The 22138-nt window shown below is 61.3% G+C and carries 17 protein-coding genes, 1 tRNA gene and 1 CRISPR repeat array (1 of these 19 cut by a window edge); of the genes, 10 read left to right on the forward strand and 8 right to left on the reverse strand.

Annotation, left to right across the window (positions count from 1 at the left end; all coding sequences use genetic code 11):
* Positions 1-33: 33 nt before the first annotated feature.
* The 4 genes from AC0L18_RS30275 to AC0L18_RS30290 form a co-directional block, all read right to left on the reverse strand.
* Positions 34-843, reverse strand: a complete 810-nt coding sequence (locus tag AC0L18_RS30275) for an ABC transporter permease (protein ID WP_473495433.1) — start codon at positions 841-843, stop codon at positions 34-36.
* Positions 843-1565, reverse strand: coding sequence for an ABC transporter permease (locus AC0L18_RS30280; protein WP_208602491.1), 723 nt, complete (start codon positions 1563-1565; stop codon positions 843-845). The genes AC0L18_RS30275 and AC0L18_RS30280 overlap by 1 nt, the downstream gene beginning before the upstream one ends.
* Before the next feature lie 159 nt (positions 1566-1724).
* Entirely contained in the window at positions 1725-2519 is a 795-nt protein-coding gene (locus AC0L18_RS30285) for a transporter substrate-binding domain-containing protein (protein WP_128168366.1), read from the reverse strand.
* A 47-nt stretch (positions 2520-2566) separates the two neighbouring features.
* Positions 2567-3379, reverse strand: a complete 813-nt coding sequence (locus AC0L18_RS30290; protein ID WP_473495454.1) for an ABC transporter ATP-binding protein — start codon at positions 3377-3379, stop codon at positions 2567-2569.
* A gap of 218 nt (positions 3380-3597) precedes the next feature.
* Between AC0L18_RS30290 and AC0L18_RS30295 the strand changes: the two genes are divergently transcribed.
* The 3 genes from AC0L18_RS30295 (at position 3598) to AC0L18_RS30305 (ending at position 6897) form a co-directional block, all read left to right on the forward strand.
* Positions 3598-4446 (forward strand): dimethylarginine dimethylaminohydrolase family protein, encoded by an 849-nt coding sequence (locus tag AC0L18_RS30295; protein WP_473495455.1) that lies wholly within the window; start codon positions 3598-3600, stop codon positions 4444-4446.
* On the forward strand, positions 4443-6023 hold the full coding sequence (locus AC0L18_RS30300; RefSeq protein ID WP_473495434.1) for a 5-guanidino-2-oxopentanoate decarboxylase: 1581 nt from the start codon (positions 4443-4445) through the stop codon (positions 6021-6023). Before AC0L18_RS30295 ends, AC0L18_RS30300 begins: the two co-directional genes overlap by 4 nt.
* A gap of 166 nt (positions 6024-6189) precedes the next feature.
* Positions 6190-6897 (forward strand): SDR family NAD(P)-dependent oxidoreductase, encoded by a 708-nt coding sequence (locus AC0L18_RS30305; RefSeq protein ID WP_023796777.1) that lies wholly within the window; start codon positions 6190-6192, stop codon positions 6895-6897.
* A 147-nt stretch (positions 6898-7044) separates the two neighbouring features.
* Here AC0L18_RS30305 and rpsA read toward each other — a convergent pair whose 3' ends face one another.
* The 3 genes from rpsA to aroA form a co-directional block, all read right to left on the reverse strand.
* Positions 7045-8742 carry a 30S ribosomal protein S1 gene (gene rpsA / locus AC0L18_RS30310; RefSeq protein WP_027151507.1) on the reverse strand — a complete coding sequence of 566 codons (1698 nt, stop codon included), beginning with the start codon at positions 8740-8742 and terminating at the stop codon, positions 7045-7047.
* Positions 8743-8946: 204 nt separating this feature from the next.
* On the reverse strand, positions 8947-9597 hold the full coding sequence (gene cmk, locus AC0L18_RS30315) for a (d)CMP kinase (protein WP_027151508.1): 651 nt from the start codon (positions 9595-9597) through the stop codon (positions 8947-8949).
* Between the two features lie 275 nt (positions 9598-9872).
* Positions 9873-11231, reverse strand: a complete 1359-nt coding sequence (gene aroA / locus AC0L18_RS30320; RefSeq protein ID WP_473495435.1) for a 3-phosphoshikimate 1-carboxyvinyltransferase — start codon at positions 11229-11231, stop codon at positions 9873-9875.
* Positions 11232-11427: 196 nt separating this feature from the next.
* On the opposite strand from aroA, the gene AC0L18_RS30325 reads away from it, so the two are divergent.
* From AC0L18_RS30325 to AC0L18_RS30335, 3 genes are all read left to right on the forward strand, one after another.
* On the forward strand, positions 11428-11814 hold the full coding sequence (locus tag AC0L18_RS30325; RefSeq protein ID WP_027151510.1) for a TIGR02300 family protein: 387 nt from the start codon (positions 11428-11430) through the stop codon (positions 11812-11814).
* A 170-nt stretch (positions 11815-11984) separates the two neighbouring features.
* Positions 11985-12060: transfer RNA gene (locus tag AC0L18_RS30330), tRNA-Ala, on the forward strand.
* Positions 12061-12145: 85 nt separating this feature from the next.
* Entirely contained in the window at positions 12146-13834 is a 1689-nt protein-coding gene (locus tag AC0L18_RS30335; protein WP_473495436.1) for a DUF6538 domain-containing protein, read from the forward strand.
* A 480-nt stretch (positions 13835-14314) separates the two neighbouring features.
* Here AC0L18_RS30335 and AC0L18_RS30340 read toward each other — a convergent pair whose 3' ends face one another.
* Positions 14315-15007: a hypothetical protein gene (locus AC0L18_RS30340; RefSeq protein WP_473495437.1), complete on the reverse strand. Its 693-nt coding sequence runs from the start codon at positions 15005-15007 to the stop codon at positions 14315-14317.
* A 241-nt stretch (positions 15008-15248) separates the two neighbouring features.
* On the opposite strand from AC0L18_RS30340, the gene cas3 reads away from it, so the two are divergent.
* The 4 genes from cas3 to cas7c are packed head-to-tail and all read left to right on the forward strand — an operon-like array spanning position 15249 to position 20962.
* Positions 15249-17549, forward strand: a complete 2301-nt coding sequence (cas3, locus tag AC0L18_RS30345) for a CRISPR-associated helicase Cas3' (RefSeq protein ID WP_473495438.1) — start codon at positions 15249-15251, stop codon at positions 17547-17549.
* Between the two features lie 46 nt (positions 17550-17595).
* Positions 17596-18264 (forward strand): type I-C CRISPR-associated protein Cas5c, encoded by a 669-nt coding sequence (cas5c, locus tag AC0L18_RS30350; RefSeq protein WP_473495439.1) that lies wholly within the window; start codon positions 17596-17598, stop codon positions 18262-18264.
* The gene (cas8c, locus tag AC0L18_RS30355) at positions 18261-20009 is read left to right on the forward strand and encodes a type I-C CRISPR-associated protein Cas8c/Csd1 (protein WP_473495440.1); all 1749 of its coding nucleotides are present in this window, start codon (positions 18261-18263) and stop codon (positions 20007-20009) included. Before cas5c ends, cas8c begins: the two co-directional genes overlap by 4 nt.
* Positions 20006-20962 (forward strand): type I-C CRISPR-associated protein Cas7/Csd2, encoded by a 957-nt coding sequence (gene cas7c / locus AC0L18_RS30360; RefSeq protein ID WP_473495441.1) that lies wholly within the window; start codon positions 20006-20008, stop codon positions 20960-20962. The genes cas8c and cas7c overlap by 4 nt, the downstream gene beginning before the upstream one ends.
* Positions 20963-21344: 382 nt before the next feature.
* Positions 21345-22138: direct repeats of the CRISPR family, unit length 32 nt; unit sequence GTCGCCCCTCTCGCGGGGGCGTGGATCGAAAC; it runs 369 nt beyond the window's last position.

Consider the following 22138-nt stretch of genomic DNA (forward strand, 5'->3'; position numbering starts at 1 on the left):
ACTCCCCTACTCCCCTACTCCCCTACTCCCCTATCAACCAATTTTGTTCGGGATCCGCGCCTCGATCTTGCCGAGGGCGAAGACCAGGATGCCGGTGATCGCCATATAGATCAACGCCAGGAGCAGCAAGGGTTCATAGGTGAGGAAAGTGCTCTGCCGCACCTTTGACGAGACGGCGAATATGTCGATCACGCTGATGGTCGCCACCAGCGGCGTCGATTTCAGTTGCAGCACGGTTTCGCCGGTCAGCGTCGGCAGCGCCCGGTAGAAGGCTTGTGGCAGCCAGATCCGCCGCAGGATCTTCCAGCGGCTCATGCCGAAGGCGCGCGCCGCTTCCAACTGTCCTTTCGGCACGCCGGCGAAGGCACCCCGCATCACTTCCCCCTCGTAACCGGCGAAGGACAAGGTCAGCGCCAGGACGCCATAGGGCCATGCTTGCCTGAGATACGGCCACATCCAGGACTCGCGTACCCATGGGTACTGTGGAAACAGCGAGCCGAGCCCATAGTAGAGCAGCCAGAGCTGCAGCAGCAGTGGCGTTCCCCTGATGACGGTGCAGAAGGCCTTTGCAGGCGCCGCGAGCCAGAACGGGCCGGCAGCCTGCGCCAGCCCGAGCGGCACGGCGAGCAGGAAGCCCAGTGTGCAGGTGACGGCGAGGATCCAGAGCGTGCGCCAGAGGCCGACAAGCGCCATTTCGTAATATTGCGGCAGCCAGTCCCAGCGCATGAAAAAAGCGGCCGCGAAAACCAGCCCCAGTCCAGTCACAATCAGCACGATGCGGTGCGGCTGCAACCACAGCGACGCGCGGGCGGCTACGTTGACGATGGTCGCTTCGACAGCCATCAACGCGCCTCCTTGAGCGAGGGCATGCCGCGCCGAGCCCAGACCTCGATGCGGCCGATGATCAGATTGGAGACCAGCGTCAACAGAAGATAGATCACGCCCGCGGCGAGGAAGAAGGTAAGATAGGCTTTGGTCACGCCCGCCGCTTGCCGGGTGGCCAATGTCAGTTCGAAGAAGCCGACGACCGCCAGCAGGGCGGTGTCCTTGGTGGCGATCAGCCAGAGATTGGCAAGGCCGGGTATGGCGAAAGGCAGCATCGCCGGCAGCGTGATGCGTCGCAGCAGCAGGCCGGGAGACATGCCATAGGCGCGCGCGGCTTCGATCTGTCCCTGCGGGATGGCAAGGATCGCGCCGCGCATCACCTCTGTCGAATAAGCGCCCTGGACGAAGCCGAGCACGGCAATGCCGGCCACCAGCCCGCTGATATCGATGCGCTGATATCCCATTGCCGTCAGCAACTGGTTGATCAAATCGGTGCCGGCATAGTAGAGCAGCAGGATCAGCACCAGCTCCGGCACGGCGCGGACGATCGTCGTATAGACTGCCAGCAGATCGCGCACCACAGGCCCGCCATAGAGCTTGCCATACGCACCGCAAATGCCGATGACGAGGCCGAGACCGAACGCACCGGCAGCGATCTCGACCGAGTGGAGCAGTCCGACCAGAAGCGTTCCGCCCCACCCGGGTGGCGTCGGCGAAAGCAGTTCGATGATGCGGGCCACAGAGGCCGGAAGAAATGCGTCGATCAGCGTCGCCCCCGAATTGCTGGCGCCAAAACCACCGGCGATGCCGTCAGCGGAAAGCTTGCATAGGTAGAGCTCGACGAAGCCACACGGCGCGCTGTCTGCGCCGCGTGGTTGTTCGCTCGGGGATGCACGCCGTCAATTCGACTGTGGGTCGGCGCCATAGATGTCGAAATCGAAGTATTTCTTCGAAATCTCGTCATATTTGCCGTTGGCGCGGATCGCCTTGATGCCGGCGTTGATCTTCTCCTTCAACTCGGTGTCCTCCTTGCGGACACCGGCGCCGACGCCGGGCCCGAGGATCGCCAGATCCGGCGCGACCGTGCCCTTCAGATCGCAGCATTGCTTGCCCTGATCCGATTTCAGGAAGGCATCGAGCGCGATGGAATCGGCCTGCACGGCATCGACACGGCCGGCGGCAAGATCCTGATTGGCTTCGTCCTGGGTCTGATATTCCTTGATTTCCGCGGCTTCGGTGAAGTGCTTCTTGACGTAGTCGGCATGCACGGTCGAAACCTGGACGCCGATGATCTTGCCCTTGAGATCTTCCGGGGTAGCGCCGAACTTCTGGTCCTTTGGACCGATGATAGCTGTCGGGGTGTTGTAATATTTGTCGGAGAAGTCGATCGTCTTCTTGCGCTCGTCGGTGATCGACATGGAACTGGCGATGACGTCAATCTTCTTGGTCGTCAGCGCCGGGATGATTCCGTCCCAGGCGACGGGGGTGATGACGCAATCGAGTTTCTGCTCGGCGCAGACCGCGTCGATGAATTCGATCTCCCAGCCAACCCATTTGCCGGAAGCATCCGGCGAGGTGAACGGCGGATAGGGTTCGGCAGCGACGCCGATCTTGACCGGCTCGGCCTTTGCCATGCTCATCGCGGCGACGCCGAGCAGAAGCGCTGCGGCAAATGTCTTCAGAACCGTCTTCATATCAATACTCCCAGTTTGTTGTTGTTCCCGTTTTCATCCGCCTCGGCTTAACCGATGTTGCGGATGAATTGCTTCAGCCTTTCGGATTTCGGCGCGCCAAAAATCTGCTCCGGCGGCCCTTCTTCCTCGACCAGTCCGTTGTAGAGATAGACGACATGTGTCGCGACCTCGCGAGCGAACTTCATCTCATGGGTGACCAGCACCATGGTGCGGCCTTCGCGTGCCAGGTCGCCGATCACCTTCAGCACCTCGCCGATCAGTTCCGGGTCGAGCGCCGAGGTCGGCTCGTCGAACAGCATGACGCGCGGATTGATGGCCAGCGCCCGGGCGATGGCCGCACGCTGCTGCTGGCCGCCTGACAGATAGGCCGGATAGACATCGCGCTTTTCGGCCAGGCCGACGCGGGCAAGCAGCTTTTCCGCATCGGCGATGGCCACATCGCGCTTGACGCCCAGAACATGCACCGGAACCTCGATGACGTTCTCGATGAGCGTCATGTGGCTCCACAGATTGAAATTCTGGAAGACCATGCCGAGCTTGGAGCGGATGCGCTCGATCTGCTTGCGGTCGGCGGGAACGGTGTGGCCGTGGCTGTCGGCCTTCATCCGGATCTCTTCGCCATTGACGCGAACGATGCCGCTGGTCGGGTTCTCCAGGCAATTGATGCAGCGCAGCAGCGTCGATTTGCCCGAGCCGCTGCCGCCGATGATGGCGATGACCTCACCGTCGCGCGCCGACAGCGAAACACCCTTCAGCACATGCAGTTCGCCGAATCTTTTATGCAGGTTCTCGACATGGATGGCTTCGGCAGCGTCGTTCTGCGCCGTGTGCTTCAGGGCGGGGGCCGTGCCTTGCGCTATCACCTTTGGGGTGCCTCACGAAGTGGCTGGACCCGTCGCTGCTGGAATTTTTTACCCATTACCATCACTGGACAGACTTCTCATTTTCAAGATGTACCGTTCCGCTTGCCTCCGTCAACCATGCTTTTTGGACCATTGATCACGGCTCGCTGAGTGGCTATTGGCTGGGATGGGCGTTTAAGGAGCACTTGTTGGCAAAAGAATACGGGTCGCAGTCCATGGCCGGGCCCCTGCAGCGCGTGCTGATGCGGTCCGCCGCAAGCGCTATGGCCCGCGCCAAAGCATCGGAATGGCACTATGGTGCGGGCTTCGATCCGCAAAAGGCCGCCGCCCAGCATGAGGCGCTGACGACGCTGGTTCTTGCGTCCGGCGCCGCGATCGAATGGCTGACCGACGCCGATGACGGGCTTGCCGATTCGGTCTTCACGCATGATCCATCGTTGATGACCGACCACGGCGCCATCATCCTCGCCATGGGCAAGGCGCTGCGCCGTGCCGAGCCCGGCCTGCACGAGGCGGCCTACAAGCGCATGGGCGTACCAATCCTCGGCCGCATCGAGCCTCCCGGACAGGTCGAGGGCGGTGATTGCGTCTGGGTGGATTCAGGGATTCTGGCCGTCGGCCGCGGTGTGCGCACCAACCAGGACGGCATCCAGCAACTCGCCAACCTGCTCACCCCCAAGGGTATTCAGGTCTATGGCTACGACCTGCCGCTCTGGCATGGCGAGGACGCCTGCCTGCATCTGATGTCGGTGATCAGTCCGCTGGCCGACGATCTGGCGCTGGTCTATGCACCGCTTTTGCCGGCTGCCTTCTACCAGATGCTGCGGGCGCGAGGCATTCGCCTGGTCGAAGGCGACGCCGGGGAGTTCTTCGCCTCCAACGGCCTCAGCCTGAATGTGCTGCCGACCGCGCCGCGCGAGGTGATCGCCGTTGCCGGCTTCCCGAAGACGGCGGCGGCCATGGCGGCCGCCGGCTGCAGGGTTTCAACCTTCGAGGCGGACGCACTGTGCATCGCGTGCGAGGGCGGACCGACCTGCCTCACACGTCCGGTGCTCAGGCAATGACGACAGTCGGCGAAGCGCTCATCACTTTGCTCGAAGCCCATGATGTCGATACGGTCTTCGGCATTCCGGGTGTGCATACGGTCGAACTCTATCGCGGCTTGGCGCGCTCGAAGATTCGCCACGTCACCCCGCGTCATGAACAGGGCGCCGGGTTCATGGCCGACGGCTATGCGCGCGCCGGCGGCAGGCCCGGCATCGCCTTCGTCATCACCGGACCGGGGCTGACCAACACCATCACCGCCATGGGCCAGGCCCGTGCCGATTCGGTTCCGATGCTGGTGATCTCGGGCGTCAACGCCACGCCGACACTGGGCAAGGGCCTTGGCCATCTGCACGAACTGCCCGACCAGCGCGGCATGATGGAAAAGGTCGCGCTGTTTTCGCACCGTGTCACCGACGCCGACGAACTGCCGGGCGTTCTTGCCCGCGCCTTCGCCCTGTTTTCGTCGTCGCGTCCGGGCCCGGTGCACATCGAGATCCCGACCGATATCATGGTCAAGCCGGCCGGCGGCATCGCCGCTTTGCTGACGAATGTCGCGCCGCCCGAGCCGGATCCGGCTGATATAGCAGAGGCGGCAAAACTTTGCGCGGCTGCCCGCCGCCCGCTGATCCTTGCCGGCGGCGGCGCCAAGAGAGCCGAAGCGCCGTTACAGCGCCTTGCCGAAAGGCTGGGAGCGCCGGTTGTCCAGACGGCCAATGCCCGCGGCCTGCTGCACCGCCATCCGCTCGGCGTGCCGGCCAGCCCCAGTCTGAAGGCGGTGCGTGCATTGATGACCGAGGCCGATCTGGTCATTGCCGCCGGCACCGAATTCGGCCCGACCGACTACGATGGATATAGCGACGGTGGCTTTGTCCTGCCGTCCAATCTGATCCGCATCGACATCGGCGCCGACCAGCTTGCCCGCCGGCCCGCCCGGATTTCGATCCATGCCGATTGCGGCGCAGCACTCGAGGCGCTGCTTGTCGAGATTGGTACGGACCAGCCGCCATCGGGCGACGGCCAGTCTCGCGCCGCTGCGACAAGGCAAGCAGCCTTTGCCGAAATGGCCCCGGCCCTCCAGGCGCAAACCCGCGCCGTCGAGATGATCCGCGATGCATTGCCGGGTTCGATCATCGTCGGCGATTCGACCCAGCCGGTCTATGCCGCCAACCTCTATTACGATCACGACCGTCCGGGAGGCTGGTTCAACGCCGCCACCGGCTTCGGCGCGCTGGGCTATGGTCCGCCGGCGGCGATCGGCGCAGCCCTTGCCGTGCCTGATGCGCCGGTCGTTTGTCTCACCGGCGACGGTGGTTTCCAGTTCACGCTGCCGGAACTGGGCGCCGCGCTCGACGCTGCGGCGCCGGTGATCTTCGTCGTCTGGAACAATCTCGGCTATCGCGAAATCGAAACCTCGATGCTCGATGTAGGCGTCGAGCCGGTCGGCGTCTCGCCGGCGCCGCCTGATTTCTGCAAGTTGGCCGAGGCCTATGGCATTGCCGCCGAGCGGCTCGCCGGCATCGGTCATCTGGCAGACGCACTCAAGCGCGCGCGGGCGACCGGACTGCCGTATGTCATCGAGATCACCATCGATTGAGTGCTGTGGCAGCGTCTGCCTGGGGATGCGATCCGCGTCGGATGGCCGACGTTCTGACGCACACAAGCGGCGCTGCGTCATCAAGATTTCGGTTGAGTGATCGTGCGAAAGGCGCGACCTTCGGCGGCGGCGAGCAGCGGCATATGAGTGACAGGAGCGGTCGTAGATGACGGATACACTGGACGGCAGGCATGTTGTGGTGACCGGCGGCACCGGAGCGCTCGGTGGCGCGGTTGTCGGCAAACTGCTGGAGCAGGGCGCGATCTGCCATGTGCCGAACGCCCATGCCGCCGCGCCCGCGCATTTTCCCTTCCCGGCACATGAGCGTGTCAGGCTGGCGCACAATGTCGATCTCGCCGATCCCGCCAAGGTCGATGCGTTCTTCGTTAGTGTTACGGATTTGTGGGCATCCATCCATCTGGCCGGCGGCTTCACCGCCGCGCCGGTCGAGAAGATCGAGCCCGCGTCTTTTGCCGAAATGATGGACACCAACGCCCGCACCACCTTCCTGTGCTGCCGCGCGGCGATCCGCTCAATGCTGGAATCTTCCGTGTCGGGCCGCATCGTCAATATCACGGCGCGTGCCGGGCTCGACCTGCGGCGCGGTTCCGGCATGATCGCCTATGCCGCCAGCAAGGCAGCGGTCGCGGCAATGACGGTGGCGATGGCGGAAGAACTCAAGGGCAAGGGCATCCTGGTCAATGCGGTCGCGCCCTCGACCCTCGATACGCCGGCCAACCGCGCTGACATGCCGGCCGCCGATTTCGGCAAATGGGTCAGCCTCGAAGCGGCGGCGGAAGCGATCGCCTACCTCGCTTCGCCGGCCAATCTGGCGATGAGCGGCACACTGGTGCCGCTTTACGGCAGGGCCTGATATATCTCGTTGTTTGAGCGCGGATCTCCCAAAACCGGTTTGCCAGGTTTGGGGTTACGATGCTCTGACCATGGTCAAACAAAAACCCCGCCGGATCGCTCCGGCGGGGTTTTTTAACAGGCCGCGCGAGGCGCGGCGTTAGTGGACCTAGCTACCCTGCTTCTTCAGCGCGGCGCCCAGGATGTCGCCGAGCGAAGCGCCGGAGTCGGTCGAGCCGTACTGGGCGACCGCTTCCTTCTCTTCGGCGATTTCCAGCGCCTTGATCGAGACCTGCAGCTTGCGGGTCTTCTTGTCGAAGGCGATGACGCGGGCATCGACCTTCTGGCCGACCGTGAAGCGCTCGGGGCGCTGCTCGTCGCGGTCACGGCTGAGGTCGGAGCGCTTGATGAAGGTCTCGATGCCGCTGTCGACCAGCCGCACTTCCAGGCCGCCATCCTTGACGCCGGTAACCTCGCAGGTGACGACCGCGTTCTTGCGCAGTTCGCCTGAAGTCGCCGCCTCGCCGGCCGTATCCTTGGCCAGCTGCTTGATGCCGAGCGAGATGCGCTCCTTGTCGATGTCGACGTCGAGCACCTGCGCCTTGACGATGTCGCCGCGATTGTACTCCTCGATCACCTGCTCGCCCGGACGGGTCCAGTCGAGGTCGGAAAGATGGACCATGCCGTCGACATCGCCTTCGAGGCCGATGAACAGGCCGAACTCGGTCTTGTTCTTGACCTCGCCCTCGACCTGGCTGCCGACCGGATGGCTGCTGGCGAAAGCCTGCCACGGGTTCTCGAGCGTCTGCTTGAGGCCGAGCGAGATGCGGCGCTTGGCCGGATCGACCTCGAGCACCACCACGTCGACTTCCTGCGTCGTCGACAGGATCTTGCCGGGATGCACGTTCTTCTTCGTCCACGACATTTCCGAAACGTGGATGAGGCCCTCGATACCCGGCTCCAGCTCGACGAACGCGCCGTAGTCGGTGATGTTGGTGACGGTGCCCTTGATCTTCTTGCCGATCGGGAATTTTGTTCCGATCTCGGACCACGGATCGCTCTCGAGCTGCTTCATGCCGAGCGAGATGCGGTGAGTTTCCTGGTTGATGCGGATGATCTGCACCTTGACCGTCTGGCCGATGTTGAGGATTTCGGTCGGATGGTTGACGCGGCGCCATGCCATATCGGTGACATGCAACAGGCCGTCGATGCCGCCGAGGTCGACGAACGCACCATAGTCGGTGATGTTCTTGACGACGCCTTCGACCACCTGGCCCTCTTCGAGGTTCTGCACGATTTCCGAACGCTGTTCGGCGCGGCTCTCCTCGAGCACGGTGCGGCGCGACACCACGATGTTGCCGCGGCGGCGATCCATCTTGAGGATCTCGAAAGGCTGCGGATTGTGCATCAGCGGCGAGACGTCGCGGATCGGACGGATGTCGACCTGGCTGCGCGGCAGGAAGGCCACGGCGCCGTCGAGATCGACGGTGAAGCCGCCCTTGACCTGGTTGAAGATGACGCCTTCGACGCGCTCGCCCTTGGTGAACTTCTCTTCGAGACGGACCCAGCTCTCTTCGCGGCGGGCCTTCTCACGCGACAGCATCGCTTCGCCAAGCGCGTTCTCGATGCGCTCGACATAGACCTCGACCGTGTCGCCGACCTTAAGCGTCGAATCCTTGCCCTTGACGCCGAATTCCTTCAGCGGCACGCGACCTTCGACCTTGAGGCCGACGTCGATGATTGCCATGTCCTTTTCGATCGCAGTGATCGTGCCCTTGACGACTTGGCCTTCGCCGGAATGGCCGGCGGAAAAAGATTCTTCGAGCAGGCTCGCGAAATCATCGCGAGTGGGATTTGCAACTGACATAGTTTCTCCTGGAATGCCCCGCATCTCAAGCGGGGCGGGCGCCGTGGGTTAGCGTTGCGTTGGCCTGCCGGCGTTCCGGGCCTCAAAAAAGCCCTTGGCCGCCTAAGCGGCAATTCCGGCGCATGAAGAATGCTGGCAGGCTGGTTCGTGCCCGATATGGGTATCTTTTCGCCGCCGGCAATCGGCAACGGCAGGAAACCCGGCTCAGGCTTTGTTTCTCTTGGCCAGAACGTCGTCGATGATCGCCTTGGCCGCCAGGAACGCGGCTTCTATAGCCATTTCCGACGTGTCGAGCAAGTGCGCGTCGGCGGCCGGCTTCAGCGGCGAGTCGGCGCGACCCATGTCGCGCTCGTCGCGGCGCAGGATATCGGCGAGGATATCGTCGAAATCGGCGGTGCCGCCGATGCTCTCGATCTCGGCCAGCCTGCGTTGTGCCCGCACCTCGGCGCTCGCCGTCACATAGAGTTTTATGTCGGCGTCGGGACAGACCACGGTGCCGATGTCGCGGCCGTCAAGCACGGCGCCCGGCGGCGCCTTGGCGAATTCGCGCTGCTTTTCGACCAGTATGCGCCGCACCGAAGGGATGACAGCCACTTTCGAAGCCGCTTCGCCGACCGCATGCGCCGTCAGCACCGACCGGTCGAGCTTGGCCAGGTCGACCTGCCGGGCAGCGGTCTCGGCGGCCGAGACATTGTCGAGCGGCAGGCCGAGCCGAAGCAGCGCATGCGCCACCGCGCGATAGGTGAGGCCGGTGTCGAGCAGGTTCAGCCGGTAATGGTCGGCCAGTCGGCGGGCAAGGGTGCCTTTGCCCGCGCCGGCGGGTCCGTCGATGGCGATGGTGAAGGTTGAAGTCATTCGCCGCCCACCGTAACCGAAAATTGCAATGATCCAGACAGGCGTGGCGATCCTTCGCGCCCCCCTCTGTCCTGCCGGACATCTCCCCCACTTGGGGGGAGATCGGCCGTCATCGCGGCTTTCGCCAATTGTCTAAGTTGCAGGATTGAGCGGAGCGGCCAAGTCGCCAATCTCCCCCCTTGTGGGGGAGATGTCCGGCAGGACAGAGGGGGGCGCTGTCCCGCCGCCGTTCCAATTTGGTCCCACACTCCAAGGCTATTGATTGCCATCAACTGTCACTCGATTTCCGCCCCCAGGCCCTTCATAAGCCCCATGAACTCCGGAAAGCTGGTCGCGATCATCGCCTGGTCGTCGATGGTGACAGGCTTTTCCGTTGCCAGTCCCATGACGAGAAAGCTCATGGCAATGCGGTGGTCGAGATGGGTCTGGACGATGGTGCTCTTTCCGTTCGGATGTTGGCCAAGCCCCTTGCCGCCGGGTTTTCCACGCACGGCCAGTGTGGCTTCGCCCTCGGTACAGTCGACGCCATTGAGCTTCAGCCCTTCGGCGACCGCCGACAGCCGGTCCGATTCCTTCACCCGCAGCTCTTCCAGTCCCTGCATCAGCGTCTCGCCCTCGGCAAAGCTCGCCGCGACAGCAAGCACCGGATATTCATCGATCATCGTCGGCGCCCGTTCGGGCGGCACGGTGACGCCTTTCAGCTCGGAGTAGCGCACCCGCAGATCGGCGACATCCTCGCCGCCTTCATTGCGCGGCTCGAGAACGTCGATCCGGGCGCCCATTTCCTGTAGCGTCAACAAAAGACCGGTGCGGGTCGGGTTCATCAGCACGTTTTCGATTGTAATGTCCGAGCCCGGCACGATCAGCGCCGCCACCAGCGGGAATCCGGCCGATGACGGGTCGCCCGGCACAGCGATCGTCTGGCCGGTGAGCTTGCCCTGGCCCTCGATGAAGATGTGGCGCACACCGCGCTCGTCGGTCTCGACCGACAGATTGGCGCCGAATCCCTTCAGCATCTTCTCGGTGTGGTCGCGCGTCATCACCGGCTCGATGACGGTTGTGATGCCGGGCGTGTTCAGCCCGGCGAGCAGCACCGCCGACTTCACCTGGGCCGAGGCCATCGGCACGCGGTAGGTGATCGGCGCGGCGTGTTTGGGGCCGCGCAGCGTGATCGGCATGCGGTCGCCGGGCGTCGCCTTCAGCACCTGCACGCCCATCTGGCGCAGCGGCTCCAGCACGCGACCCATCGGCCGGCCGGACAGCGAGGCGTCGCCGATGAAGGTCGTCTCCATGTCGTAGGTGCCGACCAGGCCCATGGTGAGGCGCGAGCCGGTGCCGGCGTTGCCGAAATCGAGCGGGCCTTCCGGCTGCAGCAGCGCGCCGTTGCCGGTGCCGCGGATCACCCATTCAGCGCCGCGCTTCTCTATATGCGTGCCCATTGCCTTCATCGCGGCGCCCGTGCGCATCACGTCCTCGCCTTCCAGCAGGCCGGTGATGCGGGTTTCGCCGGAGGCGAGGCCGCCGAACATGAACGAGCGGTGCGAGATCGACTTGTCGCCGGGCACCCGTGCTGTGCCTGAAAGCGCTGGCGATTTACGGGCGGTGGCCGGTTTCGGGGCGGCAGTATACGACATGGGTTTTCCTTGGGTGAAAAACGCCGGTGGCCGGCCTTTTTCTTCTGGTTTGCGCGGTCTCGTATCACGGCGGGCGGAAATGGTCATCCCCTTGCAAGAGGTCGCTCAACGCGGGGATTTGTGACGCTGGCTTTAGGCTTTGACAGCGCCGTAAACTGTGGTTATGGGGACCAAACTTTCATCGACGAGGCTTGCTGTGGCAAAACCCGAACTTGGCACCAAACGCATCGACCCCGAGACGGGTCAAAAATTCTACGATCTGAACAAGGATCCGATCGTCTCGCCCTATACCGGCAAGAATTATCCCCGCTCTTATTTCGAGGAAGGCAAGATTGCCGCCCTTGAGGAGGAAGAGGAAGTTGCCGAGAAGGAAGTCGACGCCGAGGAGGAAGAGGGCGTCGAGGTCGTCTCGCTCGAAGAGGCCGACGAGGATGCGAAGCCCGACGATCTTCCCGATCTCGGCGATGACGAGGACGATGTGGACCTCGGCGACGACGACGATACCTTCCTCGCCGACGAAGAGGAAGAGGACGACGATGTCGCCGACATGATCGGCGTTGGCGACGACGACGACGAAGTCTGATCCGGCCTCTCACACAGCGCCCGCCGACTTTCGCGGGTTCTTGATAAAAAGCGGCTCTTAAAGGCTTGATATTGACGGAAGGCGGGGTTAGAAGCCGCCTGCACTAACGGCGCGGTCTCAACCCGCGCCGGATCTCTTCGCCGGCAACGGCGCCGGTTGACTGCCGGAGTGGGGCCATAGCTCAGTTGGGAGAGCGCTTGAATGGCATTCAAGAGGTCGTCGGTTCGATTCCGATTGGCTCCACCAGTTCTCTTGCAAGCCGTTGATTTGCAAGAAATCGTTTGATTTCAAGGCGCTGCCGCGGCACTGTGGTACACAATGGTGGTACACAATGGGGGCGTTGGTGGCTGGTCGAACATCCAACCTAACTCTGCGCGGGAGTGTTTACTGGCTACGGGTGCGTGTCCCCGACCGTCTTCGGCCAATCGTTGGAAAAACCGAGGTCAAGAAGTCCTTGGGGACAGGCGATCTCAGAATGGCGAAGCAACTGGCCCGCATAGAACGCGTCAAGCTCGATGCTGAGTGGACAGCCGCTGCGCGGCAGCGCACAGCGCAAGCTCACGTCAGCGACCTGCCTGAAACTGAAGTGTGGCGTCTCGTGGCCAACTGGTTTGTCAGCGAGGAGCGGCGGAACTGTGTCCAACAGGACATGCCGACCAGTCGGCTCGACGCAGAGGTCGAACTTAGTCAAATTGAAGCTTGGGCGACTGCGGAGGCCAACGTATTTGCGATAGCCAAGAAGGTCATCGAGTCCGAAGGAATCGACCTCGATGTTACGTCCCCGACTTTCCGCAGCTTGCAACGATTGCTGCACAAAGCATGGATTGAGGCGGAGCGTCGGCAAGTGAACCGCTGGTATCCGGCTATGCCCATGGGCCTTGATTCTGCCTTTGCCTCGCTATCGCAAGCGACGGCTTTCCAACGCGTTGCAAAATCCACAGTCGCGTCGGCAATGGAAGCAATGCGACGCGATCCGACCCGTTCTGTTTCAAAGGGCAAGACTGCTGACAAACGGAAGGCGCAGTGGCGCGTCCTCTTGGAGTTCTTCGGAAAGAATTCCCGGTTAAGCGACATCACCCGACAGCGTGTTCGGGAGTTCATGGCGCTGCTGGAGCGGGTTCCCAGCAACTCGACTAAACACTTCCCCGGTCGGTCGATTGTAGAGGCGGCGGAACTGGGAGTGGAGTTGCCAAAGATGTCGCCGGAGACAGCGAATGGGTATCTTCGGCAGCTGGGAGCGATATTCCGATATGCCGTCAATGAGGGCATGGTTGATATTGATCCGACTGCCGGGCTCCTATTTCAGAAATCCAAGGTGAAGGCCAAGGACAAGCGGCTGCCTTTCTCGACGAACGATCTGCGGGCCATTTTCGGCGCACCGCTTTTCACAGGATGCATGAACGATGAGAGAGGGTATAACCGCTCCGGACCTAATATCGTGCGCAGAGGGCGCTTCTGGGTACCGCTCATTGCCCTCTATTCTGGAATGCGCCTCAACGAAATATGCCAGCTTACGCTCGATGATTTCGAGCAGAAGGACGGAATCGACATCATTCAGATTCGCGCGAGCGAAGACGGCGACGATACCAAACGCGCGAAGACAGAAGCGGGGATTCGTTTCGTTCCCGTCCACGACGAATTGCGTCGTATTGGATTGATTGCATACGTTCAGAATCGGCGAGAGAACGATACGTCCATGGCGCCGCTCTTCCCAGAACTTCCAATGGGTTCGACGGGTTACAGGTCCGACCCGTTCTCGAAGTTCTTCGCTCTGTTCCTCGATAAGGTCGGGGTGAGCCATCCGAAGAAAGTCTTTCACTCATTCCGACACAATTACCGTGATGCTATGCGTGAAGCGCGTCTGTCGGACGAGACGGTACGTGCGCTCGGGGGCTGGTCATCGGGAAGGACAGAGCACGATTACGGCACCCAACTGACCGCTCGCTCGTTGGCAAAAGACATTAGGCTCATTCGATACCCTGACCTCGACCTAAGCCATCTTCACCAAAGGAGTGGATAAAGGCTGCTCCCTAAGGGCATCGCGGGGCTTGGCAAGGACGGCCAATTGTCGAAGGACCCGCCGCCGTGCCGCCCACGTCGCGGCAATCGGGCTTGTGGCGCTCAGAATGGACGGACTTCGGGTATTTCAGGGTTGACCAGATATCAACCTGCCGGTGTCGTACTTCGCCGATGATGGCCGGGCGTCCCTATCGACGCCGGGCGGCTAGTTGCACTTGTCGGCATTCACGATAATCTATCCTCTAGCTCACCCAGCCTTTGCCGTTGGACGACTTCAGGTCCCAGCGCCATTGGATCTTTCGGACGACCGCGCTGGCCTGATCGGAATAAGCTATGGACCTCGAGCAGTCTGACGAAACTAACAACCGATTTTCCGGGGTAGCCTTTTCCTCGGCACTTGATCAGGCGGGTCTGCTTGCTGCCGGTTCTCGATGCCCGGCCGCAAAGCCCGCGGAGATCGCGAATTTGTTGGCTCGAACTGTCAAAGGCCGAGTCTTTGATCCCATGGAATGATTTCAGCAACGGATGGATGGATGTGGAGCACGAATTTGCCCATCGGGTTGCGCTTTGGCACGCCCATGACGTGGTCCACGATCTGATAGACAGCCCGCCACTCTGCCGCGCTGCTAGGGCCGTTCATCTCGGTGTCGTCGATGAAGTTGACAAGGATGAGCCAGGCATTGACGCCGTTTGTACGCAAGAAATTCAAATGCGCATAGCGGTTGGCAAGTTGGTAGAATGTTTCGATCCAGGGCGCTTTCGGTTTCGCGCCCATGCCGTCGGCCGTGGCGTCCAACGACCGTTCGATGATCGAGCGAGTCAACGCGCTGGCGCTGGATCCAGGCGAACAGATTTCACCGACATGCGCTTTGGCCTCAACAAGTAGGACGCTACCGGATGATGTCTTGCCGAGTGCGTCCCATTGAGGTCCACGCCGCGGCCAAAATTCTGAGAGCCGATCTCGCAATTCTCCGTGACCTATCAGATCGAGAAACGCGTCATCGCGGTATTCAGCGTAGTCGTCGTCACTCCGAGGAGACAGCCATGTGATCTGCCCTGTTTCGCCCAGCAGTGAAGTGATCTGATCGTCGAGAATTTCGGGATGCCGATTTACTGCGCGCTGTATCCATTTCAGGCTACCTCTTTTGCCAATGGGCTGCCGCACGCGCGTCATATGGCCCTCCTCTGCATTGCCGTCCGCTTGATAGTAAAGCTAGCAATGTGATCGGTTCGTTTACGGATCGCGTTGAATAGTGCCAGCTAGGTTGTTCGACTGGAGAGGCAGTCGTGGATTATCAAGGCATCGGCCTATTGGAACGCGTAGCGCTTCGCGAGGTACACGAAGCCCATGATTTCACGCTGGCTTCACTTTGCGCATCCCCGGCCGAAGGGCATTCAATCTCGCAGAGGGCACGATGTACTACGCGCACTCGACCGCCGAACCCGTTCGCTCCAACTGGCAACCGTTGAACAGCCACCTCATCGCAGTCGCCGGACTTGCGCAACAGTTTGGCGCGCGGGTCGGCATCGGGCGCGCAGCCTGGCTTGCTGGGCTGCTTCATGATCTCGGGAAATACACGCCACAGTTCCAGGCGCGATTGTCGGGTGCGCAGGAAAGGGTCGATCATTCCACGGCAGGCGCCGCTACAATCGTGCAACTGGCACGGGCGGCCAAAGCGGACGACAGGATCGTTGCCGAACTGATTGCCTATTGCATCGCCGGTCACCATGCTGGTCTGCCCAACAAACAGGGAGAGGCTTTTTCCACGCTGTCCGAACGTCTGAATGCCTTTTCGGAAGCGGGGCTCGATCCCATTTGGAAGTCCGAACTCGCGCCAGAGATCGCCAATCTCCTGCCGTCGTTCCCCAACTGGGAGAAGACGCATAAAGCAAGAGCTGCCTTCCAACTCGGTTTCCTCGGCCGGATGATCTTTTCCTGCCTCGTCGACGCTGATTTCAAGGATACCGAACAATTTTATGCGCGCACTGAGGGATGGCACGTCGACCGCAACTGGCCGGAGCTGCAATCGATCCTGCATGGCCTGATCAAGGCGTTCGATGCTCATATGGACGAAAAGCGCAATTCGGACTCTTCGGTCAACGTCTTGCGAGCGAGCATTCTCGACCATGTGCGTTCGCGCGCAACGGAAAAGCCGGGCCTCTTCACGCTGACAGTGCCAACTGGCGGCGGCAAGACGCTCGCCTCACTCGGCTTCGCCCTCGATCACGCCAAAGCACACGGGCTTGATCGCATCATATACGCCATCCCCTTTACATCGATCATTGATCAGGCGGCGGCGATCTTTCGCGAAATAGTTGGCGACGGTGTCGTGCTGGAACACCATTCGGCCATCGAGGATGAGGAGCGCCGCCCACGTGAACCACGGGATGCCGACAGCACGAAGGCCGACAAAGACAAGCTCAAGCTTGCCATGGAAGACTGGGCGGCGCCTATCGTGGTCACGACAAACGTGCAATTCTTCGAGAGCCTGTTTGCTTCGCGAACCTCGCGCTGCCGCAAACTGCACAACATCGCCAACAGCATCATCATTCTCGACGAGGCGCAGACATTGCCGCGCCAGCTACTCATCCCTGCCGTTTGGGCGCTGCGCGAACTTGCCGAGAATTATGGCTGCAGCATTGTCCTATGTACCGCGACCCAACCGGCACTCGACCAACGGAATTTTCCGGCAAAGCATCCGGCCGGGCTGCCGCTGGAGGGCCGCGAATTGGCGCCGGACCCCGACGACCTGGCAGAAAAACTGGAACGCGTCAGGCTGGTTCATGGTGGCGTGATGGACGACGCGGCCGTTCTGGCCGAACTCGGCAAGGTCGACCAGGGCCTCGTCATCGTCAACAGCCGCAAGCATGCCCTGGCGCTCTATCACCAGGCGAAGGAGACTGGCCTGCAGGGCTTCGTCCATCTGACGACGCGCCAATATGCGGCGCACCGGCGCGAAATTCTGGCCGCGGTCAAGCAGAGACTTCTGAATGGCGAGCCCTGCCGCGTGATAGCGACCTCACTGGTGGAGGCTGGCGTCGATCTCGATTTCCCGAAAGTGTGGCGCGCGGAAGCCGGATTGGATCAGATAGCGCAGGCGGCCGGGCGCTGCAATCGCGAGGGGCGGCGACCGGTGGAGGACAGCATTGTCACCGTATTCAAGGCACCTGAAAACCCGCCACCACCGGAGATCGCGGGACTTTCGAGCGACATGGCCCGGATGATGGCGAAGCACGAAAAGCTCCTGTCGCGCGCCGCGATCGAGGATTTCTTCGGTGAAGTCTATTGGCGCGTCGGTCCTGAAGGGCTGGATCGTGGACGCAACGACGGATTGCCTGTCGTAGGCAAGTTTCGTATCGACGGCAGCGGCACGAACTTTTCTTATCGCTCTGTCGCCGAGAATTTTCGCATGATTGAGAGCGGCATGGTTCCGGTGATTGTCGCGCGAGCCGAACAAGCGAAAGCGGCGATTGCAAAGCTAAGGATCGAGACGATTCCGTCCGGCGTGATCGCCCGTGAGTTGCAGACTTATGTCGTACAGGTGCCGCCGAAGGCACGGGCACGGCTTATCGCCTGCGGCCATGTGAAGTTTGCCGAGGAGAGGCTGCGCGCTGACCAGTTTGCGGTGCTGATGACGCAAGGTCTCTATGACCCGGAAGTTGGCCTCGTTTGGGAGGACGCCGAATATTTATCGCAAGAGGCTATTGTTATTTAGTTCTTGATATGTTCCTTGCGTACTAAATGTCTCTGGGGAGGGGCGAATGTCATTTGGCGTCAGGCTGAGGGTTTCAGGGAGTCACGCCTGTTTTACGCGACCGGAGATGAAGGTTGAGCGCATCTCCTATGACGTGATGCCGCCTTCGGCGGCACGTGGAATTCTGGAGGCGATCCACTGGAAGCCGGCCATCAGATGGGTGGTGGACAATATCCACGTCCTGAAGGCCATTCGTTTCCAGTCCATCCGCCGCAACGAAGTTGGCAGCAAGGTCTCTGCTCGAAACGCCAAGACCGCAATGAACCGCGGCAATCTCGAAGGATTGTACCTTCTTGTCGATGAGGATCGCCAGCAGCGCGCCGCCACCGTGCTCGTAGATGTCGCGTATGTCATCGAAGCGCATTTCGAGATAACCGACAAGGCCGGCCCCGATGACAATGAGGGCAAGCATCTCGACACGTTCAACCGACGCGCAGCGCGCGGGCAATGCTTCCACCAGCCCTGCCTCGGCACACGCGAGTTCGCGGCAGCCTTCGAACTGCTGCCGCCGGGTGCACCGTCGCCGGACGCGATCAATGAAACGCGCGACCTTGGCTTCATGCTGTGGGACATCGACCACGGTGCGCCGGGCAAGCCTTCGCTGTTTTTCCGTGCTGGCCTCAACAACGGGGTGATGCGCATTCCGGCTCCCAATTCTTCGGAGATCCGGCGATGAGCATTTTGGCTTCACTTGCCAAGGCCTATGACCGCCTGCCCGACGCGCCACCGTTCGGCTATTCCACAGAAAAAATCGGTTTCGTCATCTCGCTCAACCAGGATGGGACTGTGGCCAGCGTTACCGATCTGCGAGATGGCGCGGGCAAGAGGAAACTGCCGCGCATGATGCAGGTGCCGCAGCCGACCAAACGCACCGCAGGCATCGCGCCTAACTTCCTCTGGGATAAGACTTCCTACGTGCTTGGCGTCACGGCAGGAGAGGGCAAGCGCACAGCCGACGAGCATGCTGCTTTCGTGCAACGCCACCGCGAGGCGCTTGAAGACTCGGACGACGCCGGCCTGAGGGCGTTGTCTCTGTTCCTTGAAGGCTGGGCGCCCCGACGGTTCGTGGAGCCAACATGGCTTGACGAGATGAAAGACCAGAACGTGGTCTTCGCGCTCGAAAGCGAGAGGCGCCAGGGCATATATCTTCATGATCGGTCAGCCGCCAGGGATTTGTGGGTGGACCGGAGCAGCGGCGGCGGGGATGCCGCCTCGATCTGCCTCGTGACCGGCTCAAATGGCGCGGTAGCGCGGCTTCATCCGGCAATCAAGGGCGTGTGGGGTGCGCAATCCTCCGGCGCTTCCATCGTATCGTTCAATCTCGATGCCTTCACGTCCTATGAGCATGAGCAGGGCGACAATGCTCCTGTCTCGGAAGCTGCCGCCTTTAAATATTCCACAGCGCTCAACACATTCCTCGCTGGCAAGACCAATCGCATCCAGGTCGGCGACACCTCCACCGTTTTCTGGGCTGATGCGTCCAACGCCGAAGTGGCGCGCACCGCCGAAGGCACGTTTGGCGCGATGTTTTCGGACGTCGATGAAGTCACCCAAGCCGGCAAGGTCGGCGATATCCTCACTCGCATTCGCAACGGTCTGTCGCTCAGGGTGATAGCCCCCGAACTTGAAAACGGCGTCCGCTTTTATGTCCTTGGTCTTGCTCCGAACGCCGCCCGGCTTTCGATCCGGTTCTGGTTCGAGAACGATTTCGGCGTGCTGGCGAAAAACTACCAGCGCTTCGTTGCCGAAATGGAGGTCGATCCGCCGCCGCGCGACGCGAACCCCGCGCTACGGAAATATCTCGCCGAAACCGCGGTGCTGGGCAAGCGCGAAAACGTGCCGCCGAATCTCGCCGGCGAATGGATGAGATCAATCCTGACCGGCACCCGCTACCCCCTGTCGTTACTCTCGACGGTGCTGATGCGCATTCGTGCGGACGGAGAGGTGAACGCTCTCAGGGTTGGCACCCTGAAAGCGCTGCTCGTTCGAAATTTCAACAAAACAAATGGGGAGGCTTCCGTGTCATTCGAACCGGAGAACAGGAATAAGGGCTATCTGCTCGGGCGGCTGTTTGCTGCCTATGAGCAAATCCAAACGGCCGCGCTCGGTCGCAACGTTAACGCCACCATCAAGGATAAATTCTACGGTTCGGCATCCGCCCAACCTCGCAAGGTGTTCGCTTTGCTCGACCGGGGATCAGCCAATCACCTTTCGAAGGTCGGCAAGCAAAGGCCTGGACACAGGGTCAATCTCGAAAAAACCATCGGCGCTATTCTCGAACGCATGTCGCCCGACAGCGATCCCTTCCCGGCCTCCCTTTCGGCCGAAGACCAGGCACTGTTCGGCCTCGGCTATTACCATCAGCGCGGCGAATTCTTCCGCAAACCCGAAACCGTCGACACACAGGATGCCGCATCATGAACGCCCTTTCCAACCGCTATGATTTCGTCCTGCTGTTTGATGTATCCAAAGGCAACCCGAACGGCGACCCGGATGCCGGCAACATGCCGCGGCTCGATCCGGAGACCAATCATGGTCTGGTTTCGGATGTCAGCCTGAAGCGCAAGGTGCGCAACTATGTCGAGTTCGCCAGAGGCGATGAATTGAGTTACAACATCTATGTCAAGGAAGGTGCGATCCTGAATGAACAGCACCGCAAGGCCTACATTAAGGTACGCCCAGACGACGGGAAAGCCGCCAAAGAGGCCAAACTAAACCCCAAAGGCGACGATGAGGCGCGGGCTCTCACAAGGTTCATGTGTGAGAATTTCTTCGATGTCCGCACCTTTGGCGCGGTCATGTCGACCGGGATCAATGCGGGCCAGGTGCGTGGGCCGGTGCAAATGACCTTCGCGGGCTCCATCGAACCGATCGTGCCCCAGGAAATCTCCATCACCCGCATGGCTGCAACCAACGAAGCCGAGAAGAAGCAACGGGTGGAAGGCAGCGAGGAAGGCAACGACCGCGTCGACAACCGCACCATGGGTCGCAAGCATATTGTACCCTATGGACTCTACCGAGCCCACGGTTTCGTCTCCGCGAAACTTGCCGAACGTACCGGCTTTTCCGATGCAGACCTTGAGTTGCTCTTCGAGGCGCTCTCAACGATGTTCGAGCACGATCGGTCGGCAGCGCGTGGAGAAATGGCGAGCCGCAAGCTCGTCGTCTTCAAACACGCCAACACGCTCGGCAATGCACCGGCCCATGCGCTCTTCGATCGCGTAAGGGTTGGTCGCAACATTGACGGCGTCTTCCGTGATGTCGAGGATTCCGGCATCGACAACTATCCACCGGCCCGTAAATTTAGCGACTACAAGATCGAGATCGATCGTGAAGGGCTACCCGACGGCGTGGAGATTATCGAGCGTCTGTGAGCATGGCGCCGGCCGGAACTCTGGCCACCCAGCCCGACGAATGGGATGCCGATCCCATTCCGCTCTCGGCGTTGCAACACGCTGTCTATTGTCTCCGGCAAGCCCGCAGTCATCCACATCGAGCGAATGTGGGGAGAGAACCGGTTTACGGCGGCAATGTCATGCATACCCTCATCATCTGAATTCACTGCAAGCGCGACGCAGCGCGAACATGGAGCGTGCCGGAAAATTCCGACGGATTCGCACCGGCGCTGGTTATTTGAAATCGTGAAACTATGTGCGTCAAGCCGGGTTTTCGCCCGATCTCTTGCTCAATAGTGGGACCATGTCCGCGATCTAGCTCTTCTTTCTTCAATCATGGCAATCTGTTAGCTGAGGCACTGTCGCCCCTCTCGCGGGGGCGTGGATCGAAACTGGCAGACACTCGCGACCAACTGGCTCGCCCTCAACAGTCGCCCCTCTCGCGGGGGCGTGGATCGAAACCGAATAGCGGTAAGGGGGTTGAAGCCCGCATTCTCGTCGCCCCTCTCGCGGGGGCGTGGATCGAAACATCTCCTGTCTCGGCGCGCGCTCAAAAGGGCGCGGTCGCCCCTCTCGCGGGGGCGTGGATCGAAACATCCAATCGTCATAGTCCATTGTGACCATGCCAGCGTCGCCCCTCTCGCGGGGGCGTGGATCGAAACGATGGCCGCGAGGTCGAAGGCAACGTTGTTGTTAGTCGCCCCTCTCGCGGGAGCGTGGATCGAAACTTCGCCCCGCTTGCCATCATGGACCGCTCTAGTTGTCGCCCCTCTCGCGGGGGCGTGGATCGAAACACCTTCGAAATGATGGAAACGGCGGAAATTCTTGTCGCCCCTCTCGCGGGGGCGTGGATCGAAACATGCTCCGTCCTGGCTCCGCTGCTGCGGACCTGTTGTCGCCCCTCTCGCGGGGGCGTGGATCGAAACTTCAAAGCCGTCGAGAAGATGGGCCTTGAAGGCGTCGCCCCTCTCGCGGGGGCGTGGATCGAAACGCCGCCATTGGCTGGCTGAGTGACATGCACATGGGTCGCCCCTCTCGCGGGGGCGTGGATCGAAACTGAGGCAGGTAACGCACCGTCAGCTTGCCGGGAGTCGCCCCTCTCGCGTGGGCGTGGATCGAAACTACAAGATGGGTCCGAACACATGATCCGCGTCT

It is taken from the genome of Mesorhizobium sp. WSM4819 (assembly GCF_055811215.1).

Excerpts from the sequence above, each read along its gene's own strand:
- AC0L18_RS30275 (WP_473495433.1), bottom strand. The coding sequence starts at position 843 with ATGGCTGTCGAAGCGACCATCGTCAACGTAGCCGCCCGCGCGTCGCTG.
- AC0L18_RS30285 (WP_128168366.1), bottom strand. The coding sequence starts at position 2,519 with ATGAAGACGGTTCTGAAGACATTTGCCGCAGCGCTTCTGCTCGGCGTC.
- AC0L18_RS30295 (WP_473495455.1), top strand. The coding sequence starts at position 3,598 with ATGGCCGGGCCCCTGCAGCGCGTGCTGATGCGGTCCGCCGCAAGCGCT.
- AC0L18_RS30300 (WP_473495434.1), top strand. The coding sequence starts at position 4,443 with ATGACGACAGTCGGCGAAGCGCTCATCACTTTGCTCGAAGCCCATGAT.
- AC0L18_RS30305 (WP_023796777.1), top strand. The coding sequence starts at position 6,190 with ATGACGGATACACTGGACGGCAGGCATGTTGTGGTGACCGGCGGCACC.
- rpsA (WP_027151507.1), bottom strand. The coding sequence starts at position 8,742 with ATGTCAGTTGCAAATCCCACTCGCGATGATTTCGCGAGCCTGCTCGAA.
- cmk (WP_027151508.1), bottom strand. The coding sequence starts at position 9,597 with ATGACTTCAACCTTCACCATCGCCATCGACGGACCCGCCGGCGCGGGC.
- aroA (WP_473495435.1), bottom strand. The coding sequence starts at position 11,231 with ATGTCGTATACTGCCGCCCCGAAACCGGCCACCGCCCGTAAATCGCCA.
- AC0L18_RS30335 (WP_473495436.1), top strand. The coding sequence starts at position 12,146 with ATGGGGGCGTTGGTGGCTGGTCGAACATCCAACCTAACTCTGCGCGGG.
- AC0L18_RS30340 (WP_473495437.1), bottom strand. The coding sequence starts at position 15,007 with ATGACGCGCGTGCGGCAGCCCATTGGCAAAAGAGGTAGCCTGAAATGG.
- cas3 (WP_473495438.1), top strand. The coding sequence starts at position 15,249 with ATGTACTACGCGCACTCGACCGCCGAACCCGTTCGCTCCAACTGGCAA.
- cas5c (WP_473495439.1), top strand. The coding sequence starts at position 17,596 with ATGTCATTTGGCGTCAGGCTGAGGGTTTCAGGGAGTCACGCCTGTTTT.
- cas8c (WP_473495440.1), top strand. The coding sequence starts at position 18,261 with ATGAGCATTTTGGCTTCACTTGCCAAGGCCTATGACCGCCTGCCCGAC.
- cas7c (WP_473495441.1), top strand. The coding sequence starts at position 20,006 with ATGAACGCCCTTTCCAACCGCTATGATTTCGTCCTGCTGTTTGATGTA.